Source organism: Pseudomonas sp. GW-45, from assembly GCF_056896675.1.
The window spans coordinates 2,755,315-2,772,533 of sequence record NZ_CM167674.1 but is presented as its reverse complement, the minus strand read 5'-3'; the positions used below and the strand labels follow the sequence as shown (position 1 = coordinate 2,772,533).

The following is a 17,219-nucleotide window of genomic DNA, read 5'->3' as shown; positions in this document are numbered from 1 at the left end:
GCTGTGACGCAGTGCCGCCCATGGGCGGGCGGTTTTCACCGTTTTTTCGGGAGAAAATTTGACCGCGCAGCGAGGTAGGCTAGGCGCGGTTGCCGTCAGGCCTCAGCAGAACTTAGAGACCTTTTGCGGTGTTTGCCAGCTGACGAATCATTTTGAACAGCTTGCGTGAGGCGGCGGGGGCCTTGTTCTGTTCAGCTTCCTTGTTTGCTTGGCGAACCAGATGGCGGATTTGTTGCCGGTCTGCGTCGGGGTAAGCGATGATGAACAGCTCAAGCTCATCTGCGCGTCCGGTCAGCAGGCGATCGCGCCAGCGTTCCATCTGGTGAAAGTGCTGAGCATGCGCTTGGGTGCTGCTGTCGATTAGATCGAGATAGATCTGGATCGCCGCGGTATCTTGATCGCGCACCAATTTGGCGACAAAGCTCATATGGCGCTTCAGCGCACCGTGAGCGGTATGCTTGGATGCTTCGGCCAGCGCTAGGCGCAGCTTGTCGGTTAGCTCCAGCTTGTTCAATTGGTCGGGCTTAAGCGCAATCAGCCGTTGCCCCATTTCGCGCAAAGTATCCATTTCCCGCTTGATCTGGCTTTTGCTCTTGCCATCGTCAATGGGCTCGAGGGATTCGTCGTCGTGAAACTCGGTCATGGCTTGCCTGTAGAAAATTGCACTGGATAAGTAGGTTGCACTCGTCAGTGAGACTCGAGTGATGCTGCCTATGATACCCGTTCTGGTGGGTTCAGGGGTAATCCGCTGTGGTCGGGTGCCGCGCAACCCCGCTACAATGGATCGCATTGATCTGGAGGATATATGACGATACCGATTTCGACTCAGCCTGATGACCCGCAAACCTTGCGTGCCAACCTGGAACAGCGGGTAGCTTTTATTGTGGATGAGGCACGTCGTCAGGGGGCGACGGCCAGTGAAGTGGGAGTTAGTCAGAATACGGGTCTGTCGGTCGGAGTACGTAAAGGCGAAGTAGAAACAGTCGAGTTCAATCGCGATCAGGGCTTTGCCATTACCTTGTATGCAGGGCAGCGTAAGGGTTCGGTCAGTACCTCAGATACGTCCGACGAGGCCATTCGTAAAGCAGTGGAAACGGCGCTGGTTATTGCTCGGCATGCCTCGGAAGACCCGAGTGCTGGCTTGGCTGAGGCCAGTTTGATGGCCAAAGAAATGCCGGATCTCGACCTTTTCCACCCTTGGGGAATCAGCGCAGAAGCTGCGATCGACAAGGCGCTAGCCTTGGAAGCAGCAGCATTGGCTGTGGATTCTCGCCTGACTACGGATAGCGCACAGGTTAGCACCCAGCAGGGCTGCCGGGTATACGGCAACAGTCACGGCTTTATCGGTAGCTCAATGGGCTCGCGACACAGCGCTGCGGCGGTATTGATCGTCGGTTCAGAGCAAGGCATGCAGCGCGATTACTGGTATGCGGTTGATCGGGTGCCTGAGCGCCTACCCAGCGAGCAAGAGATAGGCCGCAAGGCTGCTGAGCGCACCTTGGCCCGCTTGAACCCTAGACCAATTAAGACCGCTAAGGTGCCGGTGCTTTTTGCCGCTGATCAAGCCGTGGGCCTGGTGGGTCATTTACTGGGTGCTATTTCCGGTGGCGCAGTTTATCGACAGTCCACGTTTTTGCTGGATGCCCTTGGGCAGCCGGTATTTCCTGATTGGATGAATATGCGTGAGCGTCCATTCGAGTTGCGGGCATTGGGCAGCTCTACTTTCGATGGTGATGGCCTGGCGACGCGCGAGCAGGCTTTTATTGATCAAGGACGCTTGAGTAGCTGGATACTATCTACTTATTCGGGGCGAAAGCTGAGCATGCCCAGCACCGCCAACGCCGGTGGCGTACATAATCTGCAGATCACCAGTAATGCCGGTGATTTGAGCTCCCTGTTGAAAGAAATGGGCACGGGTCTGTTAGTCACTGAGTTGATGGGGCAGGGCGTTAACGGGGTGACGGGTGATTACTCGCGCGGCGCTGGCGGCTTTTGGGTAGAGAACGGCGAAATACAATATGCGGTCAACGAAGTGACCATCGCCGGCAATCTGCGGGATATGTACGCCAATCTGCGCTGTGTGGGTAACGATCTGGAGCGACGCGGTAACTATCTGACCGGCAGCTGGTTGGTTGATGGTATGACGGTCGGAGGTGCTTAATTGGCCTCTGTAGAGCAGCTTGTAGCTGCTCTACTTCTACTCTCCTTCCCCGAAATAATCGTTGATCAACGCCACTAGCTCATTCATAGCTTGTTGGGCCTGCTCGCCTTCGCAGCTGATGCAGATTTCGCTGCCCTTACTGGCGGCCAGCATCATCACTTGCATGATGCTTTTACCATCCACTTGTACCGCCTCATTTTCGCCAACGCGCACCAAACAGTCATAGCGATTGGCAACGCCGACAAATTTAGCGGCCGCGCGGGCATGCAGGCCCAGTTTGTTGATAATTTCTATGCGCGTAGTCAGCATGTCAGGGCAGATCGCGATGGCGAATCAGCAGATTTGGCGTGCTTGGCGCTAATTCTTTGACCAAGCGTTCGGTGAGGTAGACCGAGCGATGGTGGCCTCCTGTACAGCCAATGGCGATGGTCATATAGCTGCGCTCGCCAGCGGCGTAGCGTGGTAGCCACTTTTTCAGAAACTGGCGGATGTCCTGAAACATTTCTTCGACGTCAGGCTGGCTGTCTAAATATTCGCGTACAGGTTGGTCGCGCCCGGAATAGGGACGTAGGTCAGCGCGCCAGTAAGGGTTGGGTAAACAGCGCACGTCGAAAATCAAATCTGCATCAGCGGGCACGCCACGTTTGAAGCCGAATGACTGAATCAATACCGACGGGGTGCTGCCTTGGCTGCCGAGTAGACGCTGCTTAATCTGATCGCGTAGCTGGTAGAGATTCAGGTGGCTGGTATCAATCTTCAAGGTAGCCAGATCGATGATCGGTTCAAGTATGCGCAGCTCTTGAGCGATAGCTTCTGCAAGGGAGCGCTCGCCGTCAGTCAGCGGGTGCTTGCGACGAGTCTCCGAGAAACGTTTGATAAGCACGTCATCGGTAGCTGCCAGAAACAGAACGTCGCAATTTACGCCGGCTTCGCGTACTTGTTTCAAGAGTTCAGGGAAGCGCTGTAGGTCGCTGGCTAAGTTGCGGGCATCGATACTGATAGCAATCGCCGGCAAGCTCAACTCGGCTTCGCTGGCCTGTCTTGCCAATTCCGGTAGCAGGCCTGCCGGTAGGTTATCAATGCAGTAGAAACCGTTGTCTTCCAAGAGATGCAGTGCGGTACTTTTACCTGACCCTGAGCGGCCACTGACGACGACGAGGCGCATTGGTTTCAGCCTCCATCTCCGGCCGCCATTACTTCATACAGGCTTTGGGCATCAGGTGCTGAGCGCAGTGCTTCGCGCAGGCTAGCCTGATCCAGTTTGCCTGCCAGCATTTTAAGTATCTGCAGGTGCTGGTCGGTTGCTTCCTGTGGGACCAAAAGAACGAAAATAAGGTCCACGGGCTGGCCGTCCAGCGCATCAAAATCGATTTTTCCATCCAGCTGCAGCAGTGCGCCAATTGCCTGGTGGCAATCGCCCAGGCGGCAATGGGGAATCGCAATGCCATTACCAAAACCAGTAGAACCGAGCTTTTCTCGGGCTATAAGGCTTTCATAAATGGCGTCTGGATCAAGGTTGGTGTGCTGAGCAACCAGCTTGCCGATCAATTCCAGCACACGTTTCTTGGATCCCCCCTGAACGCCCGAAAAGGTGCGGTCAGGGGTCAATATATGATCTATTTGCATGAGTATGCGGTGAGGTTCGCGTTAACGGTCATTGGCGCCCTGCAGGCGATCGATGTGTTTTTCTTTGTGCTTGATCAGTTGCCTATCGAGCTTGTCGGTGAGCTGATCAATCGCCGCGTACATGTCGGTACTTTCGGCCAGGGCGACGACTTCACCGCCGGCGACATGCAGGGTGGCTTCAGCTTTCTGTCGGAGTTTTTCTACTTCAAGGGTTACCTGGACGTTGGTGATTTTGTCAAAGTGCCGCTCCAGGCGGGCCATTTTTTCAGTGACGTGATCACGCAGTGCGTCAGTGATATCGAGTTGATGACCGCTAATATTCAATTGCATACGGCTTCTCCTGATTGGCTTGATGTTGCAGGGCAGCATGATGCCGCCCGGTGGTGCCATTGCTTAATTCTTGAAGGCTCAAACCAGCCTCTTGCGCTCGCTCGACGGTGCTATGTTGAGCGATTCGCGGTATTTCGCGATGGTCCGACGGGCCACCTCGATTCCTTGTTCTTCCAGTAAACCAGCGATCTTGCTATCGCTCAATGGTTTCTTTGGGTTTTCTGCTGCAACCAGTTTTTTAATCAGTGCGCGGATCGCCGTAGAGGAGAATTCTCCGCCCTCGCTTGTGCCCACATGGCTAGAAAAAAAGTACTTGAGTTCGAAGATACCACGCGGGGTGTGCATGAATTTCTGGGTGGTAACGCGCGAGATGGTCGACTCGTGCATACCAACGGCTTCAGCGATATCGTGCAGCACTAGAGGTTTCATGGCCTCTTCACCTTGCTCGAGAAAACCGCGCTGATGCTCAACGATCTGGGTAGCAACCTTCATCAGCGTTTCGTTGCGGCTCTGCAGGCTCTTAATAAACCATCGCGCCTCTTGCAGATTATTGCGCAGGTAGGTGTTGTCCTGGCTTGAGTCGGCGCGGCGCACCATGGAGGCATATTGGTTGTTAACTCTTACCTTCGGCACTGACTCCTGGTTTAGTTCAACCAGCCAGCGATTGTTATCCTTGCGCACGATTACATCGGGAATAACGTATTCCGGCTCGCCCGAGGCAATTTCGCCGCCAGGACGTGGATTTAGTGTCTGGATCAATGCAACCACATCGCGCAGTTGATCTTCCTTAAGCTTGCTGCGGCGCATCAGCTGGCTAAAATCCCGACTACCGAGCAGTTCAAGATGATCGCGGACCACCCGTGTTGCTTGTTCCAGCATGGGTGTATCGGCGGGTAATTGGCGAATCTGCAGCAGCAGACATTCGCTCAGATCACGCGCGCCGATGCCGACCGGCTCGAACTGCTGGATACGGTGCAGCACCATTTCCACCTCATCCATCTCCACGTCCATTTCGGGTGGCAGGGAAGCGAGGATGTCGTCCAGTGATTCTTCCAGATAACCGTCGGCGTTGATGCCATCAATCAATGCAATGGCAATTTCGTAATCGGTCTCCGACATAGGAATCAGATTGAGTTGCCATTCCAGGTGACTTTGCAACGTTTCGCCGGTGCCAGTGCGGGAGGTGTAGTCCCAGTCTTCTTCATCCTGGCTGGGCAAGGAGCTGGTTGAGCTTTGGTAAACGTCATCCCACTGTGTGTCGACCGGCAACTCATTAGGGATTTGCTCGTTCCAGTTGCCGTCTTCTTCAGGCTGGCTGTGCTGGTCTATGGCATCAAGAGTAACGGGTTCGGGGACGGTGACAGAGGATGGGTCGCTGTCGCTGTCTTTGCTCTCGGTATCGCTGGCGCTGTAGTCGTCATCGCCTTCGTCGGCCATCTCCAACATTGGATTGGCTTCCAGCGCTTCTTGCACCTCCTGTTGAAGGTCAAGACTGGAAAGCTGTAGCAGTCGGATGGCTTGCTGCAGCTGCGGTGTCATCGTCAGCTGCTGCCCCATCTTGAGGACGAGCGTGGGTTTCATTATTTGGCGAATTACCTTGTGCGCTTGGTCTAACCGTTATCGAGGCAGCTCTGGCTCATGTGGTCTTGTAGCATGCCTGAAACCAGTGTTGTTTTATAGCCGGAAGGCGTGGCCCAGATAGACATCCTTGACCGTTTGATCAGCCAGAACGGTTTCGGCGTCGCCTTCAGCAATGATAGTGCCTTCATTGACGATATAAGCCTTATCACAGATATCCAGCGTCTCGCGCACGTTGTGGTCGGTGATGAGCACACCTATGCCTTTATCTTTGAGGTGTTGGATGATCTGCTTGATGTCGCTGACCGAGATGGGGTCAACGCCGGCGAATGGCTCGTCCAGCAGGATAAAGCTAGGGTCGGTTGCCAGGGCGCGGGCGATTTCGGCCCGACGACGTTCGCCGCCGGACAGGCTCATGCCCAGGTTGTCGCGCAGGTGCTGGATATGAAACTCGCGCATCAGTGATTCCAGCTTGCCTTTGCGTGCCTCGGCATTAAGGTCTTTGCGGGTCTCGAGAATGGCCATGATGTTGTCGGCCACACTCAATTTGCGAAAGATGGACGCTTCCTGCGGTAGGTATCCGATGCCTTCACGAGCGCGCCCATGCATGGGCAGGGCGGTAATGTCAGTGTTGTCGATATGTACTTCGCCCTGATCGGATTTGACTAGACCCACAATCATATAGAAACAGGTGGTCTTGCCAGCACCGTTGGGTCCGAGTAGGCCAACCACTTCGCCGCTGTTGATCGAAATCGAAACATCCTTGACCACTTGGCGCGCTTTATAGGCTTTGGCCAAATTTCGAGCTTGTAATGTGCTCATGGCGCCGTTGACTCGCTCTCGCCATCAGCACTCTCAGTAGTGGCGTTGCCACGACTGCGAGGCTGAATGGTGATCTCGATACGGCCATCGCCGCCGCTATCTGCTCCAGTGGCACCGCTGCTGCTATTGCGCCCAGCGTCGACTACCTGGCCAGGAATGTCATAGCTGACGTAGTCGCCCTGGAAGGTATTGCCCGACTGCTCAAGAAAGGCTTTGTCGATCAGCACCACGCGCTCATCCGCAGCGTAGTACTCAATCGTCTGCGCGTGAGCTTTGACTGGCGGCTTGTTGGCCTCCGGCGTCTGCTGGTAGGTAGCTGGGCCGCCCTGGGTAACCATCTTGTTCAGCTCCCCGTTGGCGTCGCTAGTCAGGGTTACGCGAGTGCCGGCAAGGCGCATGGTGCCTTGAGTAATGATTACATTGCCGGTGTAGACAGCAGTATTACGCTTGTCGTCCAGCGTGGCAGTATTAGCTTGAATGCGAATTGGCTGGCTGCTGTCGCTGGGCAGGGCAAGCGCGGAAGCGGCTGGATACAGCATCAGCGTCATGACAAAGAGGGATTTAGCGCACCTCATGTTGGCCTCGTACGGTGGACAGCAGCTGCAGGCGGCCGTCATTGAGAAATAACTTCATACCCGTTGCGGTGGTTACGCTGCGGGCGGCTTCGATTTTAACGTCTTGATCGGTTTCGGCATAATCTCGTGCCGGAAACAGAGTCAGAGCGGAGGTGGTCAGTCGGCGCGTAGGTTGGCTGTTGAGTTCTTGCTTCAACAACACGTTTTGCGCAAGATCGACACGATCTCCGTCCTCTGTCACCAGGCCTTCATCAGATTCTAGCAGCCACGGCGCAGGGTCTCCGCCACGGTAAAAGAGTAGTTTAGGCTGCTGCAAATGCGTGCTGCCATCTTCAACCTGATGCACTGCATGCGTAGTGGTTAGCTCGTAGGTGGTTTTACCTTGTTCGTTCAGTGCCTGGATGCGGGCATTGTCGATGTAGAAGTCCGGGCGTGCCGCAGCGCTGCTGGTCAACGGCGTAAAGCTGGCCGGCCGTATATTCCAATAGCCCACACTTAACGCCAACGCCACGCCAATTAGCCACAGCAAGCCGGTTAATAGGTAGCGCGGTACGCTTAATTTCACAGGTAGGCCGCCTGAGCTTCTTCCAGAGTGCCTTGTGCATGCATGATAAGCTCGCAGAACTCTCGGGCGGCGCCCGCACCGCCACTGGCTTGGGTTATGCCATGTGCATGCTTGCGGACAAAACCATCGGCACTGGCCACGGCGATACCAAGTCCGATGCGGCGCATCACTGGCAGATCAGGAAGGTCGTCACCGAGAAAAGCAATCTCATGCATCTCTGCCGGGACTGTCTCGCGTAGCTCGCTGAGTGCGGTCAGCTTATCTTCGCGGCCTTGAATCAGATGTTTAATGCCCAGATTGGCTGCGCGGCGTTCTACCAAAGGTGATTTGCGGCCGCTAATGATCGCTACCTCAACGCCAGAGGCAATCAGCATTTTGATGCCATGCCCATCCAGTGTGTTGAATGATTTGAATTCAGTGCCATCCGGCATGAAGAACAGGCGGCCATCGGTGAGTACGCCATCGACGTCAAAAATAGCCAGGCGAATGTGGCGGGCGCGCTCGTTCAGCTGTTTTGGGGTCTGGTTCATACTACTCCTGCGCGCAACAAATCGTGCATGTTCAAAGCGCCGACCGGCCGTCCATCGGCATCCACGACAAAAAGCCCGTTGATCTTTGCGTCTTCCATGATTTTCAGTACTTCGGCGGCGAGCATACCACTGCGTGCGGTTTTGCAGTGTGCCGTCATTGCTTCGACAATCGTCATAGCATGGAAGTCGACGCTTTGATCCAGCGTGCGTCGCAAGTCACCGTCAGTGAAGATGCCAACCAACTGGTTTTGCTCGTCAATGATGCCGGTTAAACCCAAGCCCTTGCGGGTCATTTCCAGTAACGCGTCGCGTAGCGAAGTGTTTGGGGTGACCAAAGGCATGCTGTCACCGCTGTGCATGAGGTCATCGGCCAGCAATAGTAAACGCCGGCCGAGGCTCCCGCCAGGGTGTGAAAAGGCAAAGTCTTCAGCGCTAAATCCACGTGCTTCGAGCAGTGCGATAGCCAGCGCGTCGCCCATCACCAGCGCGGTGGTGGTGCTGGAGGTAGGTGCCAGATTCAGTGGGCAGGCTTCCTGCTCTACCGCCGTATCAAGGTTGGCAATGGCGGCCTGCGCCATGGTTGATGTCGGATTGCCGGTAATGCTGATCAGCGGCACACCCATGCGTTTGATCAACGGCAGTAGGGTGACCACCTCGGCGGTGTTGCCTGAGTTGGAGAGGGCAATAACCACGTCCTGCTTGGTGATCATGCCCATATCGCCGTGACTGGCTTCACCCGGGTGGACAAAAAACGCAGGTGTGCCGGTACTGGCTAAAGTGGCTGCCAGCTTGCGGCCGATATGGCCGGACTTTCCCATCCCGGTAACGACGATGCGGCCGGTGCAGGCAAGCAGTGTTTCGCAGGCCTGAACAAAATGCGCGTCGAGTCGTTGCAGCAGGCTATCGACGGCGTCGCGTTCCATACTGATGGTGCGTCGTGCGGAAGCTATGTAATCAAAGTTGGGCATTGTGCTTTATCTGTGATCGTTGAGCGGTGAAGTATAGCGGTTTGTGTAGCGTAACTCACCAGCCTGCACATTTTCTGGGCGGCTCGATCCGATTGGCTACCCAATTATGGGTAACGGAGTGTTTCCCACCTTGGGCTGCACTGGTGTAACTGATATATTACGCGGCTTAACTTGCCCGAGGTCTGGGCGCGATGGGGAAGAGCACATTCCAGATATGACCGATTCTTCGGATTACATTGTTGATCTGCAGCAAATTACCTTCCGACGCGGCTCTCGGTTGATCTTTGATGGCGTGGATATTCGCATCCCACGCGGCAAGGTGACCGGCATCATGGGTCCTTCCGGCTGTGGCAAAACGACGCTGTTGCGGCTTATCGGTGCCCAGCTGCGTCCAGACAGCGGCTCCATCTGGGTCAATGGCCAGAATATTCCCGAGTTAGGGCGTGAGCAATTGTTTGCCGCGCGCAAGCACATGGGCATGTTGTTCCAGAGTGGTGCGCTGTTTACGGATCTGAGCGTGTTTGAAAACGTGGCTTTTCCGCTGCGAGTACACACCGAGCTGTCTGAAGCGATGGTTCGTGATCTGGTGTTGCTTAAACTGCAGGCCGTTGGGCTGCGGGGCGCACGCGACTTGATGCCCGATGAGCTTTCCGGCGGTATGCAGCGCCGAGTGGCGCTGGCGCGTGCCATTGCGCTGGATCCTCAGCTGATGATGTACGACGAGCCTTTTGTTGGCCAGGACCCGATTTCCATGGGTGTACTGGTCCGCTTGATCCGCTTGCTGAACGATGCGCTGGGTTTGACCAGTATTGTCGTCTCGCATGACCTGGCCGAAACCGCGAGCATTGCTGACTACTTATATGTAGTAGGTGATGGTCAGGTGTTGGGGCAGGGCACGCCAGATGAACTGATGAATTCAGATAATCCGCGCATTCGCCAGTTTATGCAGGGTGAGCCGGATGGTCCGGTGCCGTTTCATTATCAGGCGCCTGACTACCTCGCGGACCTGTTACACAGGGAGCAGAAGTAGTGAGTGTGATTTCACGGGTTGCTCTGCTCGGGCGTGCCGGGCTGGATACCGTCTCTGCGCTAGGCCGTTCAGGGATTTTTCTGTCTAATGCTTTGCTGGGGCGCACGCGCTTTGGCAATAGCTTTGCTCTGTTGTTAAAACAGCTTTACTCCGTTGGCGTGCTTTCACTGGCCATCACTATCGTTTCTGGCCTGTTCATCGGCATGGTGCTGGCGCTGCAAGGCTACAACATCCTGGTTGGTTATGGTTCCGAGCAAGCGGTGGGCCAGATGGTGGCGCTAACCATGTTGCGAGAACTGGGTCCGGTGGTAGCTGCGTTGTTGTTTGCTGGGCGCGCGGGCTCGGCGTTAACCGCCGAGATTGGCCTAATGAAGGCCACCGAGCAGTTGTCGAGTATGGAGATGATTGGCGTTGATCCGCTCAAATATGTGATCGCGCCTCGGCTCTGGGCTGGCTTTATTTCGCTGCCGCTGCTGACCATGATTTTTTGCGTGGTCGGTATCTGGGGCGGTTCACTGGTCGCGGTTGACTGGCTAGGAGTCTATTCCGGCTCCTACTGGTCGAATATGCAAAATTCGGTCGAGTTTGTTGATGATGTGCTCAACGGTATGGTCAAGGCGGTGGTATTTGCCTTTGTGGTGACCTGGATTGCCGTGTTCCAAGGGTACGACTGTGAGCCCACGTCAGAGGGTATTAGCCGCGCCACCACGCGTACGGTTGTGTATGCCTCCCTAGCAGTGCTCGGGCTGGACTTTATTCTCACTGCTTTGATGTTTTGATTAGCCAAGGAAATAACCAATGCGTACCCGTAATCTGGAATTGACCGTCGGTGCTTTCATCTTGGCAGGGCTGCTGGCTTTGGCCGTCCTGGCGGTCAAGATAAGTGGTTTGTCGCCTAGTAGCGCCGGCGCCACCTACAGTGTGCACGCCTACTTTGACAATGTGGCAGGGCTCACGCCCAAGGCGAAAGTGACTATGTCAGGCGTAACTATCGGTCAAGTGACCGCGATCGAGTTCGACAAGACGCGTTACAGCGCTCGCGTAGATATGGATATAAACCGAAAAATCAATACCTTGCCAGCAGACAGCACAGCGTCGATTCTGACCGCGGGTCTGCTTGGCGAAAAGTATCTTGGCATTTCCGTAGGTGGTGATGATGAGGTATTAGCCGATGGTTCAGAGATCTATGACACTCAGTCCGCTCTGGTGCTTGAGGAACTGATTGGACGATTCCTGCTCAATACCGTGAGTAAAGAAGAATGATCTGTGTAGCCAATAGGAGAGTCACCATGCGTGCAGCAGTTCAATTTATGCTGGCCTTGATTATCAGTATGCCAGCTTTGGTGCAGGCAGCCCCCACGCCACAAGAGGTGGTGGATGACACGTCGCGTAAGGTCATGGCGGTACTCGACGCCAACCGTGAGACCTATCGCAATGATCCCGATGCCTTTGTGCGCGGGCTGGATGAGGTGCTCAACCCGGTGGTTGATTTTGAAGGCATCGCTAGTAGCGTGATGACGGTGCGCTACAGCCGCAGTGCCACTGAGGAGCAAACTCAGCGCTTCATCGACACTTTTAAGCGCAGCATGGTGCAGTTCTATGGCAATGCGTTGCTGGAGTTCAAGAGTGGCGAAATTACTGTGTTGCCGCCTAACAGCCGCGAACCACGTCCTGATCGTGCCAGTGTAGATATGCAGGTCAAAGCTAAAGATGGCCAAGTCTATACCGCGACCTACACCATGACCGAGATCGATGGTCAGTGGAAAGTGCGCAACGTGATCGTTGAAGGCATCAATATTGGTCTGCTGTTCCGCGACCAGTTTGCTCAGGCGATGAAGGCCAACCGCAACGATCTGGACGCGGTAATCGATAACTGGGGTAGCGTGGTCGCTAAATCGCGCGAAACTGTTAAGAAGGAAGCTACTGAGTGAGTACGCAGTCAGCTACTGCCAGCGTGCAGGAAGATGAAGCTGGCGTGCTTAGGCTCAGTGGTGAGCTGGACTTCAATAGCGTGATGCCGCTGCATGAGCAACTCGTGCAGCGGATTGCGGGCGGCAGAGGTGATATCATGCTCGACCTTTCGGGGTTGCAGCGGGTAAACAGCGTCGGGCTCTCGCTGCTGCTACGGGTTGCCGAACAGGCTGTCGAAGCCAATCGTCCGTTGCGAGTGAGCGGTGTGCCTGCTGGTTTGCAGAGTATTGCTGCCGTTTGTGGCCTGGATGACTGGCTGCACCAGGCCTCCGCCGCCTAAACTAATCCCCCGTTCCACCTATTGTTATGGTTTGCCTCAGGGCAAGCCATTTGATGGAGATAAAGACAATGCAATCCAGCGACGTCAAGCAATTGATTGAATCCAGTCTGGCCGACACCGAAGTGGCGGTAGAGGGCGAAGGCTGTAACTTTCAGCTTAATGTGATCAGTGATGCGCTGGCTGCCCAGTCGCCGGTCAAGCGGCAGCAGCAGATCTATGCCTTGTTGAATGACTATATTGCCGATGGGCGTATCCATGCGGTAACCATGAAGTTTTATACCCAGGAGACCTGGGCGAATCGCGCCTGAGGTCTGGAGAAAGAGATTCCGTATGGATAAGCTGATCATCACCGGCGGCAACCGCCTGGATGGGGAAATTCGTATTTCCGGAGCCAAGAACTCCGCCCTGCCGATCCTGGCTGCCACGCTGCTGGCGGATGAGGCGGTTACTATCTGCAACCTGCCGCACCTGCACGACATCACTACCATGATTGAATTGTTTGGCCGTATGGGCATACAGCCAATTGTGGATGAAAAGCTGAATGTGGAAGTCAATCCAACCAGCATCAGCACGCTGATTGCACCTTACGATCTGGTCAAAACCATGCGCGCCTCGATCCTGGTGCTCGGACCCATGGTGGCGCATTTCGGCAGCGCCGAAGTAGCGTTGCCAGGCGGCTGCGCGATTGGTTCGCGTCCGGTAGATCTGCACATTCGAGGTCTGGAAGCCATGGGCGCGACCATTACCGTAGACGGCGGTTACATCAAGGCGCGCGCGCCTGAGGGTGGCTTGCGTGGTGCACACTTCTTCTTTGATGTGGTGTCAGTGACCGGTACCGAGAATATTCTGATGGCCGCCACGCTGGCCAAAGGTAAAACCATTCTCGAAAACGCCGCGCGGGAGCCCGAAGTAGTGGACCTGGCTGAGTGTTTGATTGCCATGGGTGCACAGATTACCGGGCACGGTACGGACACCATCACCATTGAAGGCGTCGAGCGCTTGCACGGTGCACGTTACTCGGTCATGCCTGACCGTATTGAAACGGGCACTTATTTGGTGGCTGCTGCTGCCACCCGTGGCCGCATCAAGGTGAAGGACACGGACGCGTCGATTCTCGAGTCTGTGCTTCTTAAGCTTGAAGAGGCCGGTGCGCATATTGATACGGGCAAGAACTGGATCAGCCTGGATATGAAAGGCAACCGGCCACGTGCGATTAACTTACGCACTGCACCTTACCCTGCCTTCCCAACGGATATGCAGGCGCAGTTTGTTGCCATGAATGCCGTGGCCGAAGGCACCGGTACGGTAATCGAGACTGTGTTTGAGAACCGCTTTATGCACGTTCAGGAAATGAACCGCATGGGCGCGCATATTTTGGTTGAGGGTAATACCGCCATTGTGACCGGTGTTGAGCAGCTTAAAGGCGCTCCGGTTATGGCAACTGATTTGCGCGCCTCAGCCAGCTTGGTGATCGCTGGTCTGGTTGCCGAAGGCGAGACCATGGTTGACCGCATCTATCACATTGATCGCGGCTACGAATGTATTGAAGAAAAACTGCAGGCACTGGGCGGTATCATCCGCCGTGTGTCGTCATAACGAGAGTTGTCATGAGCCAGAGTCTGACCATCGCGCTGTCCAAAGGGCGCATCCTCGACGATACCCTGCCTTTGCTAAAAGAAGCAGGTATTGAACCGCTTGAAGATCTGGAGAAAAGCCGCAAGCTGATTTTCTCCACCTCAGACCCGGATGTGCGCTTGCTGATCGTGCGGGCCACGGATGTGCCAACGTATGTAGAACTCGGCGCAGCCGATCTGGGCGTCGCGGGTAAGGACGTGCTGATGGAGTACGGCAGCCAAGGCTTGTATGAGCCGCTTGATCTAAAGATCGCCATCTGCAAGCTGATGACTGCTGGCCCGGTGAATACGCCTGAGCCTACCGGTCGGCTGAAGGTGGCGACTAAGTTCGTCAACGTTGCGCGTCGTTATTATGCCGAACAAGGCCGCCAGGTTGACGTGATCAAGTTGTACGGCTCCATGGAGCTCGCGCCACTGGTGGGCTTGGCCGATAAAATCATCGACGTGGTCGATACCGGCAATACCCTGCGCGCCAATGGCTTGGAGCCGCAGGAAATGATCGCCGATATCAGCTCGCGCTTGGTCGTTAACAAAGCGGCTATGAAAATGAAGCATACCCGCATTAAAGCCTTGATCGACTTGCTAGCGGCGGCGGTAGAGCGTCGCGCTAACTGATTTCCAACTGTTTCTACTATTTCACTGTTGAAGGTACCCCTTATGAACGCGCCGCTGAAAATCGCCCGACTGAATGCCAATCAGAGCGATTTTTCCCAGCATCTGGATGCGCTGCTGGCGTGGGAAGGGGTGTCCGACAAGGCAGTAAATAACCGTGTTGAAGAAATCATTACGGCGGTGCGTGAGCGCGGTGATGCCGCGCTGGTTGAATATACTGCTCGTTTTGATGCTCTGCAGGTCAATAGCATGGCCGATCTGATACTGGATCGTGCTCGGCTGGAGTTGGCCCTGGAGCGTATTACCGACGAGCAGCGCGCTGCTCTTGAAGTCGCGGCGGAGCGCGTTACGCGCTACCACGAACACCAGCGTCAAGAATCATGGAGCTATACCGAGGCAGACGGTACCGTGCTTGGGCAGCAGATTACGCCGCTGGACCGGGCCGGTCTTTACGTGCCGGGCGGTAAAGCGTCATATCCATCTTCAGTTTTGATGAATGCGATTCCCGCTAAGGTTGCCGGCGTACCAGAAGTCGTCATGGTGGTACCCACGCCGCGTGGTGAGATCAACGAGCTGGTACTGGCAGCGGCGTGTTTGGCCGGAGTTGACCGCGTCTTTACGGTCGGTGGCGCTCAGGCAGTTGCTGCGCTGGCGTACGGCACGGAAAGCGTGCCGCGTGTCGATAAGATCGTCGGCCCTGGCAACATCTATGTGGCTACCGCCAAGCGTGCGGTATTTGGACAGGTAGGCATCGATATGATCGCCGGCCCATCCGAGATTTTGGTGGTGTGCGACGGTCAGACCGACCCGGATTGGATCGCTATGGATCTGTTTTCCCAGGCCGAGCATGACGAAGACGCCCAGTCCATTTTGTTGTCACCTGATGCGGCATTCCTGGACGCGGTTGAGGCGAGCTTGAATCGTTTGATTGGTGAGCTTGAGCGCGATGCTATCGTGCGCGTCTCGCTGGAAAATCGCGCAGCTCTGATCAAAGTTGACGACTTGTTGCAAGCGTGCGAGCTCGCCAACCGCATCGCGCCCGAACACCTCGAACTCTCCGTGGAAGACCCCAACGCCTTGTTACCGCTGATTCGTCATGCCGGTGCCATCTTTATGGGGCGTTATACACCGGAAGCCTTAGGTGATTACTGTGCCGGCCCGAACCACGTGCTGCCGACCTCTGGCACCGCGCGCTTCTCATCGCCGCTGGGCGTATATGACTTTCAGAAGCGCTCCTCGGTGATTTTCTGCTCGCCAGAAGGTGCCTCTGAGCTAGGCAAAACCGCTTCAGTCCTAGCACGCGGCGAAAGTCTGACTGCCCACGCACGCAGTGCGGAATACCGGATCAAAACCTGAAAGCTGGAAGTACGAAGCCTTGGGATGTGAGCAGTTGTAGCCGATTCTGAATTCTCGAATCGGCTTCATGCTTTCAGCTGGGAGCTTCACGCTTCAAGCCTCATTGAAATGAGGATTACCCTGTGAGTCGTTTCTGGAGTCCCTTCGTCAAGCAGTTGGTGCCCTATGTGCCGGGTGAACAGCCGAAAGTCGAAAACCTGATCAAGCTGAATACCAACGAAAATCCCTACGGCCCTTCGCCCAAGGTGGTGCAAGCCATCCAGGCAGAGTTGAATGACGGTCTGCGACTCTATCCAGCACCTAACGCCGATGCGTTAAAAGCGGAAATTGCGCGCTATTACGGTGTAAGTACCACACAGGTATTTGTGGGTAACGGCTCGGATGAGGTGTTAGCGCATATTTTTCATGGCCTGTTTCAGCACGGCCAGGCGGTGCTTTATCCGGATATTACCTACAGTTTTTACCCAGTTTATTGTGGGCTCTATGGCATAGAAGCGGCGCCGCAGCCACTGAATGACGATTTTAGGTTGTCGCTGGCTGATTATCTGCAGCCTAACGGCGGCATCATCTTCCCCAATCCTAATGCGCCCACGGGCGTAGGGATGTCGCTTCAGGACGTCGAGGCTATAGTGCAGGGCAGCCCCGATTCCGTCGTGGTGGTTGATGAGGCGTACATCGATTTTGGCGGTGAGACGGCCATTGCGCTGGTCGACCGTTATCCGAACTTGCTGGTTACCCAGACGTTGTCCAAGTCGCGCTCACTGGCTGGCTTGCGGGTCGGATTTGCGGTGGGTCATGCGGATTTGATTGAGGCGCTGGAGCGTATCAAGAACAGCTTCAACTCCTACCCATTGGACCGTCTGGCCATTGTCGGTGCGGTAGCTGCGTTTCAGGATCAGGCTTGGTTTGAGCGCACTCGCACTGCGGTGATCGATAGCCGTGAACAGCTTAGTGCTGCGTTAATAGAGTTGGGCTTTGAAGTGCTGCCTTCACAGGCTAACTTTGTTTTCGCTCGCCATACGCAGCGCGATGCGGCTGAGCTGGCTCAAGGGTTGCGCGAGCAGAAGGTGATAGTGCGGCACTTCAAGTTACCGCGTATCAATCAGTTTTTGCGCATCACCATAGGCACAGAAGTACAAAATCAGGCGCTGATCAGCGCCCTGAAAACCCTGCTCTAATTG

22 protein-coding genes are annotated in these 17,219 nt (G+C 55.3%); 11 read left to right on the top strand and 11 right to left on the bottom strand.

The genetic code is table 11. The features are described 5' to 3' along the window. Positions 1 to 112: 112 nt before the first annotated feature. Complete coding sequence (gene yjgA / locus AC1XYH_RS12815; RefSeq protein WP_483323560.1) at positions 113 to 643, bottom strand: ribosome biogenesis factor YjgA; 531 nt, start codon at positions 641 to 643, stop codon at positions 113 to 115. 162 nt (positions 644 to 805) lie between these two features. On the opposite strand from yjgA, the gene pmbA reads away from it, so the two are divergent. Beyond that, positions 806 to 2,161, top strand: coding sequence for a metalloprotease PmbA (pmbA, locus tag AC1XYH_RS12810; protein ID WP_483323559.1), 1,356 nt, complete (start codon positions 806 to 808; stop codon positions 2,159 to 2,161). Positions 2,162 to 2,197: 36 nt separating this feature from the next. Here pmbA and AC1XYH_RS12805 read toward each other — a convergent pair whose 3' ends face one another. The 10 genes from AC1XYH_RS12805 to AC1XYH_RS12760 form a co-directional block, all read right to left on the bottom strand. After that, a complete protein-coding gene (locus tag AC1XYH_RS12805; protein WP_483323558.1) occupies positions 2,198 to 2,470 on the bottom strand; it encodes an HPr family phosphocarrier protein in 273 nt (90 codons plus the stop codon). Position 2,471: 1 nt separating this feature from the next. After that, positions 2,472 to 3,326 carry an RNase adapter RapZ gene (gene rapZ / locus AC1XYH_RS12800; RefSeq protein WP_483323557.1) on the bottom strand — a complete coding sequence of 285 codons (855 nt, stop codon included), beginning with the start codon at positions 3,324 to 3,326 and terminating at the stop codon, positions 2,472 to 2,474. A 5-nt stretch (positions 3,327 to 3,331) separates the two neighbouring features. Further along, a complete protein-coding gene (gene ptsN / locus AC1XYH_RS12795; RefSeq protein ID WP_483323556.1) occupies positions 3,332 to 3,787 on the bottom strand; it encodes a PTS IIA-like nitrogen regulatory protein PtsN in 456 nt (151 codons plus the stop codon). 21 nt (positions 3,788 to 3,808) lie between these two features. Further along, positions 3,809 to 4,117, bottom strand: a complete 309-nt coding sequence (hpf, locus tag AC1XYH_RS12790; RefSeq protein WP_483323555.1) for a ribosome hibernation-promoting factor, HPF/YfiA family — start codon at positions 4,115 to 4,117, stop codon at positions 3,809 to 3,811. A gap of 78 nt (positions 4,118 to 4,195) precedes the next feature. After that, positions 4,196 to 5,698: an RNA polymerase factor sigma-54 gene (locus AC1XYH_RS12785; protein ID WP_483323554.1), complete on the bottom strand. Its 1,503-nt coding sequence runs from the start codon at positions 5,696 to 5,698 to the stop codon at positions 4,196 to 4,198. A gap of 93 nt (positions 5,699 to 5,791) precedes the next feature. Next, positions 5,792 to 6,517, bottom strand: coding sequence for an LPS export ABC transporter ATP-binding protein (gene lptB, locus AC1XYH_RS12780; RefSeq protein WP_483323553.1), 726 nt, complete (start codon positions 6,515 to 6,517; stop codon positions 5,792 to 5,794). Next, on the bottom strand, positions 6,514 to 7,092 hold the full coding sequence (gene lptA, locus AC1XYH_RS12775; RefSeq protein WP_483323552.1) for a lipopolysaccharide transport periplasmic protein LptA: 579 nt from the start codon (positions 7,090 to 7,092) through the stop codon (positions 6,514 to 6,516). The genes lptB and lptA overlap by 4 nt, the downstream gene beginning before the upstream one ends. After that, the gene (gene lptC / locus AC1XYH_RS12770; RefSeq protein WP_483323551.1) at positions 7,079 to 7,657 is read right to left on the bottom strand and encodes an LPS export ABC transporter periplasmic protein LptC; all 579 of its coding nucleotides are present in this window, start codon (positions 7,655 to 7,657) and stop codon (positions 7,079 to 7,081) included. The genes lptA and lptC overlap by 14 nt, the downstream gene beginning before the upstream one ends. After that, positions 7,654 to 8,187 carry a KdsC family phosphatase gene (locus AC1XYH_RS12765; RefSeq protein ID WP_483323550.1) on the bottom strand — a complete coding sequence of 178 codons (534 nt, stop codon included), beginning with the start codon at positions 8,185 to 8,187 and terminating at the stop codon, positions 7,654 to 7,656. The genes lptC and AC1XYH_RS12765 overlap by 4 nt, the downstream gene beginning before the upstream one ends. Then, positions 8,184 to 9,155 carry a KpsF/GutQ family sugar-phosphate isomerase gene (locus AC1XYH_RS12760; RefSeq protein ID WP_483323549.1) on the bottom strand — a complete coding sequence of 324 codons (972 nt, stop codon included), beginning with the start codon at positions 9,153 to 9,155 and terminating at the stop codon, positions 8,184 to 8,186. Before AC1XYH_RS12760 ends, AC1XYH_RS12765 begins: the two co-directional genes overlap by 4 nt. Before the next feature lie 214 nt (positions 9,156 to 9,369). On the opposite strand from AC1XYH_RS12760, the gene AC1XYH_RS12755 reads away from it, so the two are divergent. The 10 genes from AC1XYH_RS12755 to hisC all read left to right on the top strand — a co-directional run bounded on the left by AC1XYH_RS12755 (position 9,370) and on the right by hisC (position 17,216). Then, the gene (locus AC1XYH_RS12755) at positions 9,370 to 10,185 is read left to right on the top strand and encodes an ATP-binding cassette domain-containing protein (RefSeq protein WP_483323548.1); all 816 of its coding nucleotides are present in this window, start codon (positions 9,370 to 9,372) and stop codon (positions 10,183 to 10,185) included. Continuing rightward, positions 10,185 to 10,964, top strand: coding sequence for a lipid asymmetry maintenance ABC transporter permease subunit MlaE (gene mlaE / locus AC1XYH_RS12750; RefSeq protein ID WP_483323547.1), 780 nt, complete (start codon positions 10,185 to 10,187; stop codon positions 10,962 to 10,964). The genes AC1XYH_RS12755 and mlaE overlap by 1 nt, the downstream gene beginning before the upstream one ends. 19 nt (positions 10,965 to 10,983) lie before the next feature. Next, on the top strand, positions 10,984 to 11,448 hold the full coding sequence (gene mlaD / locus AC1XYH_RS12745; RefSeq protein WP_483323546.1) for an outer membrane lipid asymmetry maintenance protein MlaD: 465 nt from the start codon (positions 10,984 to 10,986) through the stop codon (positions 11,446 to 11,448). A 26-nt stretch (positions 11,449 to 11,474) separates the two neighbouring features. Then, positions 11,475 to 12,116 carry an MlaC/ttg2D family ABC transporter substrate-binding protein gene (locus AC1XYH_RS12740; RefSeq protein ID WP_483323545.1) on the top strand — a complete coding sequence of 214 codons (642 nt, stop codon included), beginning with the start codon at positions 11,475 to 11,477 and terminating at the stop codon, positions 12,114 to 12,116. Beyond that, positions 12,113 to 12,436: an STAS domain-containing protein gene (locus AC1XYH_RS12735; RefSeq protein ID WP_483323544.1), complete on the top strand. Its 324-nt coding sequence runs from the start codon at positions 12,113 to 12,115 to the stop codon at positions 12,434 to 12,436. The genes AC1XYH_RS12740 and AC1XYH_RS12735 overlap by 4 nt, the downstream gene beginning before the upstream one ends. 68 nt (positions 12,437 to 12,504) lie before the next feature. Continuing rightward, positions 12,505 to 12,744 (top strand): BolA family protein, encoded by a 240-nt coding sequence (locus AC1XYH_RS12730; protein WP_483323543.1) that lies wholly within the window; start codon positions 12,505 to 12,507, stop codon positions 12,742 to 12,744. 22 nt (positions 12,745 to 12,766) lie between these two features. Further along, positions 12,767 to 14,032 (top strand): UDP-N-acetylglucosamine 1-carboxyvinyltransferase, encoded by a 1,266-nt coding sequence (murA, locus tag AC1XYH_RS12725; protein ID WP_483323542.1) that lies wholly within the window; start codon positions 12,767 to 12,769, stop codon positions 14,030 to 14,032. An 11-nt stretch (positions 14,033 to 14,043) separates the two neighbouring features. Beyond that, positions 14,044 to 14,685, top strand: coding sequence for an ATP phosphoribosyltransferase (gene hisG, locus AC1XYH_RS12720; RefSeq protein ID WP_483323541.1), 642 nt, complete (start codon positions 14,044 to 14,046; stop codon positions 14,683 to 14,685). A 42-nt stretch (positions 14,686 to 14,727) separates the two neighbouring features. Next, positions 14,728 to 16,038, top strand: a complete 1,311-nt coding sequence (hisD, locus tag AC1XYH_RS12715) for a histidinol dehydrogenase (protein WP_483323540.1) — start codon at positions 14,728 to 14,730, stop codon at positions 16,036 to 16,038. 122 nt (positions 16,039 to 16,160) lie between these two features. Then, the gene (gene hisC / locus AC1XYH_RS12710) at positions 16,161 to 17,216 is read left to right on the top strand and encodes a histidinol-phosphate transaminase (protein ID WP_483323539.1); all 1,056 of its coding nucleotides are present in this window, start codon (positions 16,161 to 16,163) and stop codon (positions 17,214 to 17,216) included. Positions 17,217 to 17,219: the final 3 nt, after the last annotated feature.